Raw genomic sequence first — 16,230 nt, forward strand, 5'->3', positions numbered from 1 at the left:
TGCGGCAGTGAGGTCTCTGGGAGGAAACCTGAGGGAATAGAGGTCAGCTTTTAGGCGCTGATGCCTTCGGTCATCCAAGCGGGCAGCGGTGCCAGCGAGACCTTCGCAGTCGATTGTGTTTCTTCCACCCGGCGGGCGATCATCGCCTGACGCCGCAGGCCACGTTCCCACGGCATCTTGTGGGTGCAGTTGGCTGCTTCTTCGATTGTCTTCTTCATCCAGCGTGTCTTGCTCATTGTCTTGCTCCGTTAATCCTGTCCCTGCCGCGTCCAGCAATTGTTGCGGCGTTGGAAACACTTTCCCCCTCGGGTCGGGCAAGAATTTGGCAATCAAGCTGGTTTTTGCATTTTTTCCAATTTTTTTGGCCGGTGACTTTGCCCAAATTCGCGACAATCACGAAAGCAAAGAAAACTAGGGGTTTGTTGCCCGAACGCGGGTCAATCCCGCGCAATCTAGTGGCATTGTTTCGCAGAATGCGGCGGTGGCGGGGCAGTAAGCCGCCCCATTCCCGCCCAGATCAGAGCCGGATCGCCGCAATCAATCGGCCATAATCCGCTTCTTTTGCATGGCATGATCGCCGGTAACTATAGAACCTGTCGGGGTCGCGATACGTGCAATGCCGCGTCCATTGCGCCTGACCCACGCCCGCATCCCGTAATCGTTGCAAACCGTAGCCGGGCAGGTCGAACAACAGGCGGTCCCCTTCACCGTTCACGAAGAACCGCGCGCTGGCCGGATCGTGGGCCATGAACTGGTCCAGGAACTCTGGCCCGACTTCATAAGACCGCTGGCTGATGCTGGGACCGATGACGGCGGTGATGTTTTCTCGCGTGGCCCCAAGATCGACCATGGCCGACACCGTGTTTTCAAGAACGCCATCCATTGCGCCCTGCCAGCCCGCGTGGGCCGCGCCGATGACTTTGGCATTTTGATCGGCGAACAGAACCGGCTGGCAATCCGCTGTCAGCACCGACAGGATCAGTCCCGGCGTTTTCGTCACCAGCGCGTCGGCCTTGTGTTTCTTGTCTTCGGGCGCGTCGATTTTCACAACAGTCGCCGAATGCATCTGATGCACGCCGCAAAGGTGCCCGCCACCCATCGCTTCGGCCACACGTCCGCGATTGATCGCGACGATCTCGTGCTGGTCGCTGCTGCCAAAGCCGCAATTGAGCCCGTGAAAGACGCCCGAGGACGCGCCCCCCTTGCGTGTGAAGAACCCGTGCTGGACGCCGTCCAGCGTGTTGTCCGTTATGACTTCAAGTGTCATGTGGCAAATCCCGGAAGATTGGGCGCATGTTTCGGTTTGATCCCGATCACCTTGAAAAGGTCGCCCATTTCGGCGGGGTGGGTCAAGCGCCGATGCGCGGCGATATGGCTTTTCAGCGCCTCGTCCTTCAGCCCTTTGGTCAGCGCTTGGGCGCGCTGCGTAATCCCGAGCCGTTCCAGGAAGACACCTTGGGTCGTCAGTCGTGTGACCTCTGCGCGGGTGACGTGTTTTGCGATGGCCGCGAAATCGACGTGGGCCGTCAGGTCGGCCTCACCGGGTGCGCTGAATGGATCGATGCTGGTGTGGTTCTTCAAGGCTTGCAGCGTATCGCCAAGGCTGGCCCAGTCGCCGTAGTCGATAATCAGCGCCGCGCCGCCACGGCCCGCGATACGCTGGTCAAGTTCGGTTATCAGGGCGGGCAGGGCGGTGCAGACCTCGACGATGTCACCTTGGTTCGTGTCGGCCAGGCGGTCGGCCACTGCGCCAAAGGGGGCCGGATCAGCAAGTCCGAGCTTTAGCTCTGGCCCGACCACACGTTCGCGCCACTGATCGCCGCTGCGCTGGAACTGGCGGATCGGCAGCGCGTCAAAGAATTCGTTGGCGACCAGAAGGATCGGCGCGTCCGGCACCGTTGTCAGATCATCATGAAAGACTGCCTGTGGCACTGCTTGCGCTTGCAGACCCCGTAACGTCGGGGACGTTTCGACAAAGTGGACCGCTGGGGCGAAGCCGGGCACGCCCTTGGTGGCGCGCAGGATATCGGCCATCAGCGTCCCGCGTCCGGGGCCAAGTTCGACCAGCACCGCATGCGGGTCCGCCCCCTGGTCAATCCATGTCTGCGCCAGACACAGCCCGATCAGCTCACCAAACATCTGGCTGATTTCCGGCGCGGTCGTGAAATCCCCAGCAGCGCCGAACGGATCGCGCGTCGCGTAATAGCCATACGTCGGATGCATTAGGCTGTGCGCCATGAAGTCCGACAGCGGCATCGGGCCGTCCGCCGCGATTTGCGCTTCTATCAGGTCACGCAGGCTCATGCCCGGCGGCGCAGGAACAGGATGACGGCAAGCCCTGCCAGGATCATCGGGGTTGAGAGGATCTGCCCCATGGTCAGCCCCCAGTCCCCGAAATCAAGCGCCCAACCCAGCGGATTGTCCGGCCCCTGAAACTGTTCGTCGGGCTGGCGGACAAATTCGACAAGGAACCGCGCGATCCCGTAGCCGACAAAGAAGACGGCCGTCAAAAGCCATGGCTTCTTCAACGCTCCGAACCGGAATGCCAACAGCATCAGCACAAGACCCAGCAGCAGCCCTTCGAGGCCTGCTTCATACAGTTGCGAGGGATGGCGCGCACAGGTCCCGACCACGCCTGCGCAATCCTGCGCGGCTTCGCCCGGAAACAAGACGCCCCACGGCATGTCTGTCGGACGCCCCCACAGCTCTCCGTTGATGAAGTTGGCGCAGCGCACAAGCAGTATGGCCGGTGTCGCGGAAAGTGCGACGACATCCGAAAGAGAGCCGAGCGCCACCTGTTGCCTGCGGCTGAACAGCGCAACAGCCAGAACGACACCGATGAACCCGCCGTGAAAAGACATGCCACCGGTCCAGATCGCCGGTATTTCGAGCGGATTCTGGAGGTAGTAGTCGGGCCGATAGAACAGCACGTAACCAAGCCGCCCGCCTGCAATAACGCCGACAACGATATAGGTCAGCAGATCCTCGAGATGCTTCTTTTGCATCGGGGGGGTGTCGTGCGGCCAGATCGCAGGCCGGCGCAGTGCCATTGCCATGACCTGCCAGCCGATTGCGATGCCGACGATATAAGACAAGGCATACCAGCGCAGGGCCAGCGTGAAGCCACCCAACTCGATCGAAAAAATGACCGGGTCGATGTTCGGAAAGGGGATCGCGTTCAACATGGCGACTTGTTCGACCGAGCCTGCGGTGAAGTCAACCACCCGCCTTGTGTCCGGCGGTGTCTCGCCCCATATGTGAGTCAGACCACAGGCTTGGAGGCCGACATGCAACCACCCAAGAACAAGATTTTCGACGATCTTTCACAGTTGATGACCAACGCGATGGGCGTCGCCCAAGGTGCCAAGGACGAGGCGAACACGGCAGTGAAATCGCTGATGGACCGCTGGCTTGCGGATCGTGACTTTGTCACCCGTGAAGAATTCGACGCCGTGCGCGCAATGGCCCAGAAAGCCCGCGAAGAAAACGCGGCCCTGATGGCGCGGATCGAGGCGCTTGAGGGCAAGAAGTAGTCTGCCGTGAAACAGGCGGGCCTGATGGCCCGCCTGTTTCAATCCCTAGAATGTTACAACGCCTTGATCGCCGGCATCAGGTTTTTCGTCCGTCAGGTTTGCTTTCGCAATTTCGTACAGGAATTTGACCCCCGACGTTGTGGTGACAGAGATCTCTGCGACGTCTGGTTTGAATTGCATCAGGCAGACGTCAGGGTCGGTCTTGCCGCCCTCAAACCACGCCTCTGAGACGAAGCTCCACAATTCGTCCAGCGCTTCCGCATCCTTGGATTCGCTCAGCGTGCCATCTACATCGGCATAAAGCCCCGTCTTGGCATCGGCCACGACCAGTTGGGCCGCCTGCGGGCCAGTGGCCACACCTTTGGCAAGGTCGGTTCCCTTGGCTGTGATGAACCAGACAAACCCCGCCACATCATCATCCACCTGCGGAGACATGGCGACAAGCCGACCCTGGCCCTTGATGCCCAGCATCCCGGCCTGCACATCTTCCATTCGATTCCAGAATTCTTTCTTCAGGTCGGTCATAGCAATTTGTCCTTTCGCGACGTTTGCCATGACAACCCGCGCGGAAGGAACTTTGTTCCGTCAGCGTGCGGCCTAGGCCTTGAACCCGCCCAGATAGGCCACCAGAATATCCTGCGCAGCTTTCAGATCGCTTTTGGCGACCATTTCCGTCACCGTGTGAATGTAGCGTGTGCCGACGGTGATGCCGATGGCACGTGCCCCGGCTGCGGCTTGTTGCGCGGCGGCGCCATCCTGACCGCCAGCGGCCAGCATGGTGCGCTGGTAGGGGATTTTGTTCTTTTCCGCGACGGCCGCAAAGTCACGGACAAGATCGCGGTCGGCAATGAATGAACTGTCGCGGATGTGCAGGCCGAACCCGTCCCCTTGGGTTGTCGTGACATCCTTGTCGGGGATGCCCGGTGTGTCGCAGGATAGCGTAACGTCGATGCCGATGCCGATATCGGGTTTTACCTTGAATGCAGATGTCCGGGCACCGCGCAGGCCGACTTCTTCCTGCGTTGTGAACACAACGTGAATTTCTGCCCCACGGCCCTTTTTCTTCAAGCCACGGATTGCTTCGATGCCAAGCCAGCAGGCGATGCGGTTATCAAGCGCCTTTGAGACGAATTTGTCCCCCATTTCGAGGAAGGGTTCATCCATCACCACGAAGTCGCCGATGCGCACGTGATCTTGCGCGGCTTTTCCCATGCCAAGATCAACGAAGAATTCGCCAACGTCGGGCACTTTCTTGCGGTCTTCGGGCTTGGAGATGTGAACCGGCTTGCCGCCGGGGTTCATGACACCTTTGAAATCGCCGTCATCCGTGCAGACCAGGACGCGGCGCGAAAACAGGTTGCGCGGATCAAAGCCGCCGACAGGCTGGACATAGATGAACCCCTTTTTGTCGATATGGCTGACAAGAAAGCCGATTTCGTCCATGTGGCACAGCAACATGACTTTCGGGGCACCGTCCTTGGACGCCTTGCGCACACCATGCAGTGACCCCATGGGATCGACCGACACCTCATCGAACAGCCCGTCGATTTCGGACATGATCAGGTCGCGCACCCGATGTTCATTACCCGGCACGCCGGGGGTTTCGCAAAGGCGTTTGAGCAGATCGGTATTCATTGGCGGTCCCTTTCGTGATTGTCGACATCCTGAAAGGCTGGTGCCGGGTTTGCAATGGTCAAACACGCGGCACGAAGACGGCGCGAATTTGCCCTAAAAGCAACGTAAATTTCTGGTTTTTCGGCGCAAACAGACAAAGGAATCTCGCAATGTCACTCAAGTGCGCCCTGCCGTTCGCAGCTGCCGTTATGCTAACAGCCTGCGGTGGCCAATCCATCGAAGAGAATATCGACCTCACACCGCCCGCGACACGGGCGTTTCTGGATCACAGCGACGACCTTGATCGCGTCAACGCAATTCCCAATAGCGCTTTTTCGGCCGTCGCCATGGGCACTGCAACGTTTGAAGGCACGACTGCGATGGTTTTTGTTACCGGTGCCGGAACACGGACCCTTGTCGGGGACGCCGACATTTCAGCCGACTTTGATCGCCAGATTGTCAGTGGTCGACTGCACAGCTTTGCCGGCCTCGAAAGCGGTGTTGACTACAACGGGAGCTTTTCACTGAGTAATGGTGAAATCGGGGGAACCCGTCCCAATACGTTCTCAGCTGATTTCGGTGGCTCGCTGACTGGCGGCGGTGTCAATCAAATCGTCGCCAACGGGTCGATTGACGGGGTGTTCAAGGGAACACCAGTGCGCGGATTGACAGCGACCGGTCAAACAGATTTCGTGAACTTCAACGGTTCTGGCGTCGTCGGTGCAACTGCGGTGTCCATCGTCGCAGAGTAGCATCCGGGGTATTATCGCTTGCCAGCGCCGCCCCTCTCCGCTTCTCTGAAAGGGGGAGGGCGCAGTCATGTCGGTACATATCGGGCGGGTTCAGTCGCCACGGATCATTCGTATCGGTGGCGGTGTCGCACTGGAAATTGCGGATGTGCTGACGCAGCTTGGCCTGTCGCATCCGATGATCGTGACCGATCGCAACCTTGTCGCAATGGGTCATGTCGCGACGGTCACTGATGTTCTGGACACGTCTGGCGTGCCTTGGGGCATCTTCGACGGCGTTATCGAAGACCCCACGGATGCCTGTGTTGCCGAAGGGCTGACCGCCCTCGCCAAAGCGCGCTACGATTGCATCATCGGGTTCGGTGGCGGCAGTCCGATGGATACCGCCAAGGCGTTGTCGTTCATGGCCGTCAATCCCGGCCACGTGCGCGACTACAAGGCCCCCGCGCAGATCGACCGCTGCGGCGTGCCGGTCATCCTGATCCCGACCACGGGCGGCACCGGGTCAGAGCTGACACGCTGGTGCGTGATCACCGATACGACCAACCCTGAAAAATACAATCTGTCCGGTCTGGCCTGCGTTGCAACTGCAGCCTTGATCGATTGGACATTCACCACAACGAAACCCGCGCGGATCACCGCGGATACGGCTGTCGACAGCCTGACCCACGCGATCGAGGCCTATGTCAGCCGCAAAGCCTTTGCCTATACGGATGCTTTCGCGCTTGCCGCGATGCCCATGATCGCGGCCAACGTGCGCAAGGCCTGCGCGGACCCCGAAGACGGCCCCGCGCGAGAGGCGCTGATGCTGGCCGCCGCACAAGCGGGCATGGCGTTTTCGAACGCGTCCGTTGCGCTTGTCCACGGGATGAGCCGCCCCATCGGTGCGCATTTCCACGTGGCGCACGGGCTGTCCAACGCGATGCTCTTGCCCGAAATCACCGCCTTTTCCATCGATGCCGCACCGGAACGATACGCCACGTGTGCGCGGGTCATGCGTATGGCCGATGATATGGACAGCCATTCCGTTGCCTGCCGTAAACTGGTCGATGGGCTGCGGCGCTTGAACGATGACCTTGACGTGCCGCGCCCGCAGGATCTGGGCCTTGCTGTTGATGATGCAATACTGGACCTGATGGCTGATCAGGCGCTGGCCTCGGGCTCGCCACAGAATAATCCGCGCGTGCCCACGAAGGACGAGATCATCCAGCTTTACCGCGCGGTCTGGTAGGCGCACACACAGGCACAAGAACGGCCAAGCGGGCACCTTACCTGAGGTTTTCGTAAGGTTTGTTCAGGTTTTCAGACTTATCCCCAAGAAATTGCTTTACAGGTCGCCCCTTGTCGGCCCACCATATGTAGTGAGGGTCGAAAACAAAAACCACTGACTCTTGAGCGGGCACATAGATGGGGCGCTGCCAATGACCCCATCGACAAAAAAACAGCGAGGCCGAGCAGATGGCACTTTCCGAGCAGTATCTAGACGCAGATGACGTGCATCCGATTGATCTGGTAGAACACGTCGCAGAACATCACGCGTGGGAATTCGACCGCATTCATGACGATCAGATTGCAATGGCGGTCGTTGGACAATGGCGGACCTATTCCATCACGCTCGCGTGGTCGGGCTATGACGAAACGCTGCGCCTGATCTGCACCTTCGAAATGGAACCACCCGCGCACAGGATGCCGGAACTTTACGAGGCGCTGAACACAATCAACGATCAGTGCTGGGCGGGGTGTTTTACTTGGTGGGCCGAGCAGAACATGATGGTCTACCGCTATGGATTGGTCCTTGCAGGGGATCAGGCTGCCGGGCCGGAACAGATCGACACAATGATCAATGCCGCCGTCACAAGCTGCGAGCGCTATTACCCTGCGATCCAACTGGTGACCTGGGCAGAGCGGACCCCACAGGATGCCGTGCAGGTCGCCATCGCCGAGGCCTACGGCACGGCCTGATCCTGTCACCGGTCACTTTGGGAAAAACGGATGCAAGAGCGGGGCAAGCCCCGCTCTTTGTGGTTTGGCGGCCTGTGGTTGCACCTTTCAGTACCTTTGCCTAACACTTGGCCAAACTGCGAGGGGCGACACATGGAAGACGTGATCGAACGGGGACTTGTCCTGCTAGGCTGCGGCAAGATGGGTTCGGCGATGCTGGCGGGCTGGCTGGACGAAGGTCTGCCACCCGACTCGGTCTATGTGATGGACCCGAACCCGACGCCGTGGGTTGAAGGGACGGGCGTTCATATCAATGCCGCAACCCCTGATAGGCCCGCAATCGTCATCGTCGCCGTGAAACCGCAGATGATGGGTGACGCCTTGCCGGGGCTGAGGGCGCTGGGCGGTGGCGAGACGCTGTTCGTCTCTGTCGCGGCCGGAACGCCGATTGCGACCTTTGAAAAGATGCTTGGGTCCGCCACACCGATCATTCGCGCAATGCCGAACACGCCTGCTGCGATCGGCAAGGGGATCACGGCGCTGATTGGCAACGAAACAGCCACGGATACGCATCTTCAGCTTGCCGATACCCTGCTCAAGGCGGTGGGGCAGACCATCCGTCTGGACGATGAATCGCAGATGGACGCAGTTACCGCCGTTTCGGGGTCGGGGCCGGCGTATGTTTTTCATCTGATCGAAACGCTTGCGGCGGCCGGCGTTGCCGAAGGGTTGCCCGAAGATATGGCGATGCGGCTTGCCAAGGCGACAGTGGGCGGTGCCGGTATTCTGGCCGAAACGGCAGAGGAAGACCCGGCGCAGCTGCGGGTCAATGTGACCTCGCCCAACGGAACGACACAGGCCGCGCTCGAAGTTCTGATGAATGAAACGGACGGGTTTCCGGCGCTGCTGCGGCGCGCAGTCAAGGCTGCAGCCGATCGTTCGCGAGAGCTTGCCAATGGCTGAGATCACGTTCGACGATTTCATGAAGGTCGATATCCGGGTAGGGCGGATCACCCGCGCGGAACCTTTCCCCGAAGCCCGCAAGCCCGCGATCAAGATGTGGATCGATTTCGGTGACGATATCGGTGAACGCAAGACCTCTGCCCAGATCACGAAACACTATGCCCCCGAAACCCTGATCGGGCGGCAGGTGATGGCGGTGGTGAATTTCCCGCCCCGCCAGATCGGCAAGTTCATGTCAGAGGTTCTGGTGCTAGGCATGCCCGACGCTGACGGAGAGGTCGTTCTTGTGAAACCCGATCAGGATGTGCCTTTAGGAGGGCGATTGCATTGAAGAAATTGCTACTGACCCGCGCCTTTCCAGAGGCAAACATCAACGCCGCCAAGGCCCGCTTTGACGTCACCGTCCGCGAGGACACGAAAGGGATGCCGGTCGCAGAAGCGGCGGCGGCCTTGCGTGACTACGACGCGATCCTGACCACCCTTGGCGATCAGTTCGTTGCCGATGCTTTCAAGGGCACGATCCGCTGCGGCGTGCTTGCGAATTTTGGGGTCGGCTATAACCATATCGATGTTAATGCCGCCAAGGCCGCGGGCGTTCAGGTGTCCAACACCCCGGACGTCGTGACGGACGCCACGGCTGATATCGCCATGACCTTGATCCTGTCCGCCTGTCGTCGCGCGGGCGAGGGCGAGCGGCTGGTGCGGGCCGGACAATGGGATGGCTGGCACCCGACGCAGATGCTTGGCACCCATGTGACGGGCAAACGTCTTGGGATTGTCGGTATGGGGCGGATCGGGCAGGCCGTCGCGAAACGCGCCCATTTCGGCTTTGACATGCCGGTGATCTATTTCAACCGTTCCCAGAAAGAGGTCGATGTCCCGTCGCGCCAGGTCGACACGCTGGATGCGTTGATGAGCCAGTCTGACATCGTGGTGGTCACGGTGCCCGGCGGTGGGGCGAACACCCAACTGATCGACGCCGAGGCGCTTGGCCAGATGCAGCCGACAGGCGTATTTGTGAACGTCGCGCGCGGAGACGTCGTTGACGAAGACGCGCTGATCGCTGCGCTACGCGATGGAAAAATTGCGGCTGCGGGACTGGATGTTTATGCGAAAGAACCCGTGGTGCCGGCGGCGCTGATGGCGCTCGAAAATGCGGTGCTGTTGCCGCACCTTGGCACTGCCGCGCTGGAAGTGCGCGAAGAGATGGGTCAGATGGCGCTGAATAACATCATTGCATGGGACGACGGGGAAGACCTGCCGCAAGCGGTCTAGTTGCAGGTACTGTAGGACCAGTCGACGCTACAGCCATTCGCATCAAAGCCGAAATAGCGGCGGTTTTCGTCCTCGGTGGACATCATGAACGCGGGTTCGATGGTGACAGACATCCAGTCCTGCAATCCGCTTTCGGAAATACACCAATCAAAGGTCTGATGTTCTTGCACCAACCAGTCGCGTTGGGCGGCTGCAGAACGGATATCGGCCGCAGTTAGGCATGAGTGGGCCGAAAGCTCTTCGTAAAAGGCGCTTTCTGCTGCGATCCTTTCACTGTCGTCGAACTGCCATGTTCCAAGCGGGACGAGGGTGACAAAGAGGAAAAACAGCGCAAACAGACCGCAGCAAACCAGCAGGATGCCGATCAGGACTTTTCTAAGCACGATCGCCCACCGCTTCGCGCCAGTGGCGACGACACAGCGAAACATAGCGTTCGTTTCCGCCCACTTGCACCTGATCCCCGTCTTTCAGAACGGTGCCATCCGCATCCTTGCGCACAACCATCGTCGCCTTCTTTCCGCAATGACAGATCGTGCGTACCTCGCGCATTTCATCGGCAAGGGCGAGCAGGGCGGCAGACCCCGGAAACAGATTGCCCTGAAAATCAACGCGCAGCCCAAAGCACATGATCGGCACACCCAGATCATCGACGGCGCGGGCCAATTGCCAGACCTGATCGGCTTGCAGGAACTGAGCCTCGTCTACGAAAATGCACGAACAGGGGCCGTCGTTCAGACGCGCCATTATCTTGGCGAACAGATCTTCGCCTTTCCTGAAAGTGTCGGCCTCTGCACCGATTCCGATGCGGCTCGCGATCCGCGCCTTGCCTGCGCGGTCATCCAGATCGGCGGTCATCAGATAGGTCTGCATTCCGCGTTCGACATAGTTGTGCGATGCCTGCAGCAACACTGTCGATTTGCCGGCGTTCATTGTCGAGTAATTGAAATACAGTTTTGCCATGTCGCGGAGTGATAATCGGCCTGATTGCGGATTTCAAACGGGGGATGTGAAAAACTGGACGTGGGTCCGGCGCGCGCGTGGCGCTGCACCGGACCGACGGAAACGCGCGCGTGAGTGGTGTTGCCTGAGCGCGTTTCTGCTGTTCTTAAACCCTGAACGACCGGTTTTAAGCTAAAACGTGTGCGGTGAGTGACACTTTGCACTGTCCTCGTTAACGGGGAATGAATTCCGCATGACAAATTCCGTTGGGGAAACTAATGGGAATGACCGCTCCGTTTTCCCCCCACGCTTATAGCTGCCGATGGGGTAAAGACGGCGCAGGACAGACGGGGGTTTGAAAACATGGCCAAGAGCTATGCAAATTATTTGAAAAAGCACACAGAGGCTCTGGTCAAGGATGTCGGCATAGAAGCCGCCTGCGCGCTGACGGGAAAATCCAAAGCCACCCTTGGTCGCTACTACTCCAACAACGAAGAACATGCTGACAGATTCATGCCCGTCGATGCGGTTGTCGCGCTCGAAGCCGCATCCAGTTATCCGCATGTCACATCGGCCCTCGCTGAGGTGCGTGGCATCACACTGTCCTACGATGAATCCTCACCGAACGAAAAACGCGGCGGGGTGAATTCCGACGTCGTCGCGTTGAGCCAGCGGTTCGCGGTGCTCATGGGCGAATACAACCAGTCCATCGAAGACGGCGTGATATCTGTGAATGAGGCAAAACGCCTGTTGCAGGAAACGACCGCATTGCAGAAGGTGCTGATCGAAATGAAGCTGCACCTGGAGCAGGAAGCTGACTGACGACATCGACCTAAGCGATCTTCCCAATATCATTCCCGGGCAACTGCAGCCTTTGGATACGGCTGCTCTTGTCGGGGGGAACGATCAACGCCATCCCCCACGCATTCTGCTGCTTTACGGATCACTCCGCAAAGACAGCTATTCGCGATTTGCAGCCGAGGAAGGCGCACGCGTGCTGCGTGCGCTTGGATGCGAGACACGGATCTTCAACCCATCCGGACTTCCCCTTCCGGACGACGCTGACGCGGATCACCCCAAAGTCGCTGAATTGCGCGATCTGGTCATGTGGTCCGAAGGTATGGTCTGGTCTTCGCCCGAACGGCACGGCGCAATGACGGGCATCATGAAAACGCAAGTGGACTGGATCCCCCTTGCGCCGATCGGCGGCATCCGCCCGACACAAGGCAAGACGCTGGCCGTGATGCAGGTTTGCGGCGGGTCACAATCCTTCAACACCGTGAACCAACTGCGCATTCTCGGTCGCTGGATGCGGCTTGTCACGATCCCGAACCAGTCTTCGGTGCCAATGGCCTGGAAAGAATTCGAGAAGGGCCGCATGAAGCCCGGCCCGCTTTACAACCGGATCGTCGACGTCATGGAAGAACTCGCACGGTTCACGCTGATGACACGGGGGCGCTCTGCCATGCTGACGGACCGGTATTCAGAGCGGGTCGAGAGTGCGGAGCAGGTGCATAAGCGGGTGAGCAGCTAGATCTAATCAGTGACATTTGCGACAGGTCCCGAACAGTTGTTGGGGATCCACCCGCGCAGATATTCAATTTCAGCCGTGTAGGCACGCACTTCGCTTGCCGCCTTGCTTTCAATGGTCTTGTGCATCGATTTGTTCTGGTTGCATTCAGCGAAATGAACGCCCTCATGCGCGCTAACGGCCGCAAACATGATGTCGGCGTAGCAACTATCGTTTCCCGATGTGACGGTCATGTTGCACTGATCATTGTCATACCACGTCTTACCTGAAGCCGAAAACGCACTGCTGCCATTTGATTGGCTTTCTTGGCTAGTTTCGAGAACCTGCCCGGCATCGTTGGTAACGGAGTCGGCGTAAGCAACTGCGTCGTCATATTCTGCGTTTTCGTTCGCATACATGTAGTCAATCAACGCATCATAGGAGGCCAATTTCCAACGTGGAAATAATGGATCAAGATCCGGTGAAAACGCAGCGGGGCGGCCATAGTAGGCGGGGTTCGCAAAAAGGCTTCGCAGCTTTTTGGCATCGTTGATCTGATCAGAAAGAGCCGCGCGCAGCTGGGTCGGGCAGGTACAGGCGGGGTGTTGTTCGTCCTTATCGCCCACATAGTTCATGCGGTAGTGCAGCGCCTCTCCATCAGCGAGCTGATTGATAATCCCGCCAAGTGATAACGTCCCGTCTGCGGTCGTCGGCGATTGAATAGTGATTCGCCACTCAGCTTTGACCGTGGCGACAATCGTGCCAGTGCCTTGAACTGTGCTTGGAAACTCTCCGTCGCTGCGACCGCTCAGCTCTGTCTGGATCCCACCACGCGATTCAATCATCAGGCTTCCCTCGCACGAAGGGAAGAACGTCAGTGCATCCGCGATAGGGGGCACCGGGACTTCGCCGCCAATTCGTGCTGTTGCATTCTGCGTTCCGGTGACAGTCAGGTCCCATGTGCCCGGCACGACATTCAGCGGGCAGTTGGGAGGTTCTGGGACCGCGTCTTGCGCTGTTAAGGGCAGCGCAAACATGTAAAAAGCACTCAGAAAGCTAAAGAAACCGGACGCCCGCATTACAATCACTCCGACAAATATCTTTCAAAATAATCGTAGGACTATGGGCCGGTTGTCGGTTCCGGTCAAATTTGGACCGGCTTAGGCCGACTTTTCCACAATAACCGACCCTACTGAATACCCGGCACCGAACGAACAGATGATACCCATGTCGCCCGCTTCCAGATCATCCGAATACTTTGAAAACGCGATGATCGACCCGGCGGACGACGTATTCGCATAGTCCTGCAGGATGTTGGGTTGTTCCCCTGTTTCAGGGTCGCGGCCCAGCACTTTCTTTCCGATATAGTCGTTCATCGTCTTGTTGGCCTGATGCAGCCAAAGCCGTTTCAGATCGCTCGCGACGATGCCCTCGTCTGCCATGTGAGCGGCGATATGCTGGCTGACCAAAGGCAAGACTTCTTTGAACACCTTGCGGCCGTTCTGCATGAATTGCATGTCACGGCGGTCTTCCATCTGGTCGCGGGTGCGGCGCAGATAGCCGTTGTTGTTGCGGATGTTGTTGGAAAACTGGGTCGCACAACGGGTCGAGCGGACTTTGAAATGCGCACCCGTCGCGTCATCTTCGCGCTGCAACAGGGTCGCCGTGGCCACATCGCCAAAGATAAAATGACAATCGCGGTCGCGCCATTCCAGATGGGCCGAACAAATCTCGGGGTTGACCACCAAGGCCGTGCGCACAGACCCGGATTTGATCATATCCGCAGCCGTCTGAATGCCAAAGGTCGCCGATGAACAGGCGACGTTCATATCAAAGGCAAAGCCGCCCGCGCCCAAAAGCTGCTGGATTTCGACAGCCACCGCCGGATAGGCGCGTTCCATGTTGGACGCGGCACAAATGACCAGATCGACAGACGCCGGATCAACACCCGCTTGATCAAGCGCCTTGCGGCAGGCATCAACACCGATTTCAGCCATGATCGCGGGGTCTTCATCCGCGCGTTCCGGCAGATGGGGATACATGCGGGTCGGGTCAAGAATGCCATCTTTGTCAAGGACATAGCGCTGTTCGATCCCGCTTGCGGCAAGGATGAATTCGGACGAGGAATGCGCTTTTGCATCCACGTCACCTGCGGCTATCGCTGCGGCGTGCTTTGCATTGTAAAGATCGGCATAGGCGTTGAAGGCGACGACAAGTTCGTCATTGGTAATCACGTTTTCGGGCGTGAATACCCCGGTCCCGGTCAGCGCGACGTCAAACATGTCTGGTCCCTTTCAGTCGCAGACAAATTGCGCACCCTGATCCGCATTGTCCAGACTTGCGTTACGTTCCCGTGGCGGAATGCGAAACCCCGGCCCTTCGGGCTGGGGGACGCCTTCGAGCGTGATGCGGATCGTCGGGTCGGGCCCTTTGCGCAGGATGCAATAGACATCCTCGATCACGGCCGCGTTGTCGTTGATATAGGTGTGACCGAAAAAGTTGGTCTGCGCCTGTGACGCATCAACCAGAAGGACCGGTCTGAGCGCCTCGCGCTGGGCATCGGTGATCGTGGACATGACGCCGATGCGCAAGGCTCCGTTCGTGATCTCGCTGAGTTGCAAGGCGGAATCCCTTTCCGACGCATAGACTGTCACCGTGAAATTCGGATTGCGTTCGGTAATCGCAGTGATGGCGGGCAGGATCGAGGCGCGGAAGATCAGCTCGTTGATATCCGGTGCTGCCAGAATAACCGTTTCGATCTTGTCGAGCGCGGGCGACTGGCGGGCATCAAGCAGTTCCAGCGCCTGCGCCAGCAGATCGGTGCCCATCGAATGGGCAATGATGACGATGCGATCCGTTTCTGTCGCAGCGATCCGTTCCAGTACGCTTTCAAGGTCGCGGCGCGAGGCCCGCGCCTTTTCCTGATCGGCATTATAGGCCGTCGCGGAATCCAGACTTGGCCAGCTGAAAAAGAACGAAGGCCCGTTCCAGTCAAGGTCATACGTCAGCTGTCCTGCGCGGCGGGCCGCCGTATCCACACCGACGTTGAACCCGTGGATATACATCAGCGTTGACGTGCCACCTTGCGCCACCACAGCGCGCAACTGGTCCATGACAGCTTCAGGTTCCTGCAAATCCATACTTTGCAGAATGACGTGCTTTCTGGGATTGGGGTCAGACAGCCAGGATTGGGCCAAGTTCTGGCTTTCCAGATGCCCGATCACATGGTTTTTCGGGATCGACACCTCGGCAACGCCATAGCGCAAAGGCCCCATATCAGCGGTGAACTGGTCAGCGGGGGTGTCGGGGAATGGGTCGTTACTCAGCTGGCGATTGGTCGCAAAGAACAGATTTACGATGTGATATTCATCACCCTCCACGATGACCATGAGTTCTTCGAGGACGGGGGCAGCTGCGACAAAAGCTTCGCTTTGCATCATGACCGGCTCTTCGGCGATGATAATCGGGGGGTCCAACTCTGCTGCTTCAGGCACTGGCGCACCCAACTCTGCTGCTTCAGGCGGCGGGGCTGGTGGGGCCGCAGGTGCAGCTGGCGGTGCAGGTTGAGGGATTGCGACAGCGTCAGCTTCGTTCCGAGTTTGTTGAACAAACACATAGGCAAGCCCCAGCACGCCGACGCAAACCACCACAAGCGCAATCAATTTCCGCATGTTCTTTTCCTTATTATGTCATGGCAGTAGACGTG

At 58.7% G+C, this 16,230-nt stretch carries 20 protein-coding genes; 9 read left to right on the top strand and 11 right to left on the bottom strand.

Annotated elements, in window-relative coordinates; all coding sequences use genetic code 11:
- Positions 1-50 precede the first annotated feature (50 nt).
- The 4 genes from BMY44_RS01735 to lgt all read right to left on the bottom strand — a co-directional run bounded on the left by BMY44_RS01735 (position 51) and on the right by lgt (position 3,185).
- Complete coding sequence (locus BMY44_RS01735) at positions 51-236, bottom strand: hypothetical protein (RefSeq protein WP_089989500.1); 186 nt, start codon at positions 234-236, stop codon at positions 51-53.
- Between the two features lie 281 nt (positions 237-517).
- The gene (gene pgeF, locus BMY44_RS01740; protein ID WP_089989501.1) at positions 518-1,267 is read right to left on the bottom strand and encodes a peptidoglycan editing factor PgeF; all 750 of its coding nucleotides are present in this window, start codon (positions 1,265-1,267) and stop codon (positions 518-520) included.
- Positions 1,264-2,304 (bottom strand): class I SAM-dependent methyltransferase, encoded by a 1,041-nt coding sequence (locus BMY44_RS01745; protein WP_089989503.1) that lies wholly within the window; start codon positions 2,302-2,304, stop codon positions 1,264-1,266. The genes pgeF and BMY44_RS01745 overlap by 4 nt, the downstream gene beginning before the upstream one ends.
- Positions 2,301-3,185, bottom strand: coding sequence for a prolipoprotein diacylglyceryl transferase (gene lgt / locus BMY44_RS01750; protein WP_089994389.1), 885 nt, complete (start codon positions 3,183-3,185; stop codon positions 2,301-2,303). The genes BMY44_RS01745 and lgt overlap by 4 nt, the downstream gene beginning before the upstream one ends.
- Before the next feature lie 102 nt (positions 3,186-3,287).
- Between lgt and BMY44_RS01755 the strand changes: the two genes are divergently transcribed.
- Positions 3,288-3,533: an accessory factor UbiK family protein gene (locus BMY44_RS01755; protein WP_089989504.1), complete on the top strand. Its 246-nt coding sequence runs from the start codon at positions 3,288-3,290 to the stop codon at positions 3,531-3,533.
- A gap of 45 nt (positions 3,534-3,578) precedes the next feature.
- Here BMY44_RS01755 and BMY44_RS01760 read toward each other — a convergent pair whose 3' ends face one another.
- A complete protein-coding gene (locus BMY44_RS01760) occupies positions 3,579-4,058 on the bottom strand; it encodes a pyridoxamine 5'-phosphate oxidase family protein (protein WP_089994393.1) in 480 nt (159 codons plus the stop codon).
- Between the two features lie 72 nt (positions 4,059-4,130).
- On the bottom strand, positions 4,131-5,168 hold the full coding sequence (locus BMY44_RS01765) for a M42 family metallopeptidase (RefSeq protein ID WP_089989506.1): 1,038 nt from the start codon (positions 5,166-5,168) through the stop codon (positions 4,131-4,133).
- A gap of 149 nt (positions 5,169-5,317) precedes the next feature.
- On the opposite strand from BMY44_RS01765, the gene BMY44_RS01770 reads away from it, so the two are divergent.
- The 6 genes from BMY44_RS01770 (at position 5,318) to BMY44_RS01795 (ending at position 10,075) form a co-directional block, all read left to right on the top strand.
- Positions 5,318-5,899, top strand: a complete 582-nt coding sequence (locus tag BMY44_RS01770; protein WP_131801554.1) for a hypothetical protein — start codon at positions 5,318-5,320, stop codon at positions 5,897-5,899.
- A gap of 67 nt (positions 5,900-5,966) precedes the next feature.
- The gene (locus BMY44_RS01775) at positions 5,967-7,127 is read left to right on the top strand and encodes an iron-containing alcohol dehydrogenase (protein WP_089989512.1); all 1,161 of its coding nucleotides are present in this window, start codon (positions 5,967-5,969) and stop codon (positions 7,125-7,127) included.
- Between the two features lie 227 nt (positions 7,128-7,354).
- Positions 7,355-7,858: a type III secretion system chaperone family protein gene (locus BMY44_RS01780; protein ID WP_089989514.1), complete on the top strand. Its 504-nt coding sequence runs from the start codon at positions 7,355-7,357 to the stop codon at positions 7,856-7,858.
- Positions 7,859-7,990: 132 nt separating this feature from the next.
- Positions 7,991-8,800 carry a pyrroline-5-carboxylate reductase gene (gene proC / locus BMY44_RS01785; RefSeq protein ID WP_089989517.1) on the top strand — a complete coding sequence of 270 codons (810 nt, stop codon included), beginning with the start codon at positions 7,991-7,993 and terminating at the stop codon, positions 8,798-8,800.
- Entirely contained in the window at positions 8,793-9,131 is a 339-nt protein-coding gene (locus BMY44_RS01790) for a tRNA-binding protein (RefSeq protein ID WP_089989519.1), read from the top strand. Before proC ends, BMY44_RS01790 begins: the two co-directional genes overlap by 8 nt.
- Positions 9,128-10,075: a 2-hydroxyacid dehydrogenase gene (locus BMY44_RS01795; RefSeq protein WP_089989522.1), complete on the top strand. Its 948-nt coding sequence runs from the start codon at positions 9,128-9,130 to the stop codon at positions 10,073-10,075. The genes BMY44_RS01790 and BMY44_RS01795 overlap by 4 nt, the downstream gene beginning before the upstream one ends.
- Here BMY44_RS01795 and BMY44_RS01800 read toward each other — a convergent pair.
- Positions 10,072-10,458 carry a hypothetical protein gene (locus tag BMY44_RS01800; protein WP_131801555.1) on the bottom strand — a complete coding sequence of 129 codons (387 nt, stop codon included), beginning with the start codon at positions 10,456-10,458 and terminating at the stop codon, positions 10,072-10,074. The genes BMY44_RS01795 and BMY44_RS01800 overlap by 4 nt on opposite strands.
- On the bottom strand, positions 10,451-11,035 hold the full coding sequence (locus BMY44_RS01805) for a thymidine kinase (protein ID WP_089989530.1): 585 nt from the start codon (positions 11,033-11,035) through the stop codon (positions 10,451-10,453). The genes BMY44_RS01800 and BMY44_RS01805 overlap by 8 nt, the downstream gene beginning before the upstream one ends.
- Before the next feature lie 342 nt (positions 11,036-11,377).
- On the opposite strand from BMY44_RS01805, the gene BMY44_RS01810 reads away from it, so the two are divergent.
- Together BMY44_RS01810 and arsH are read left to right on the top strand one after the other, a co-directional pair.
- Positions 11,378-11,836, top strand: a complete 459-nt coding sequence (locus BMY44_RS01810; RefSeq protein ID WP_089989533.1) for a phage regulatory CII family protein — start codon at positions 11,378-11,380, stop codon at positions 11,834-11,836.
- On the top strand, positions 11,829-12,548 hold the full coding sequence (gene arsH, locus BMY44_RS01815; RefSeq protein ID WP_089989536.1) for an arsenical resistance protein ArsH: 720 nt from the start codon (positions 11,829-11,831) through the stop codon (positions 12,546-12,548). The genes BMY44_RS01810 and arsH overlap by 8 nt, the downstream gene beginning before the upstream one ends.
- Positions 12,549-12,550: 2 nt before the next feature.
- Here the strand turns inward: arsH and BMY44_RS01820 are convergent, their stop codons facing one another.
- The 3 genes from BMY44_RS01820 to BMY44_RS01830 all read right to left on the bottom strand — a co-directional run bounded on the left by BMY44_RS01820 (position 12,551) and on the right by BMY44_RS01830 (position 16,195).
- Positions 12,551-13,561: a hypothetical protein gene (locus BMY44_RS01820; protein WP_131801556.1), complete on the bottom strand. Its 1,011-nt coding sequence runs from the start codon at positions 13,559-13,561 to the stop codon at positions 12,551-12,553.
- Between the two features lie 123 nt (positions 13,562-13,684).
- Complete coding sequence (locus BMY44_RS01825) at positions 13,685-14,806, bottom strand: beta-ketoacyl-ACP synthase III (protein ID WP_089989543.1); 1,122 nt, start codon at positions 14,804-14,806, stop codon at positions 13,685-13,687.
- Positions 14,807-14,818: 12 nt separating this feature from the next.
- Positions 14,819-16,195, bottom strand: coding sequence for an alpha/beta hydrolase (locus BMY44_RS01830; protein ID WP_089989545.1), 1,377 nt, complete (start codon positions 16,193-16,195; stop codon positions 14,819-14,821).
- Between the last annotated feature and the right edge of the window lie 35 nt (positions 16,196-16,230).

Origin of the sequence: Cognatiyoonia koreensis (genome assembly GCF_900109295.1) — a bacterium.
Classification (GTDB): domain Bacteria; phylum Pseudomonadota; class Alphaproteobacteria; order Rhodobacterales; family Rhodobacteraceae; genus Cognatiyoonia; species Cognatiyoonia koreensis.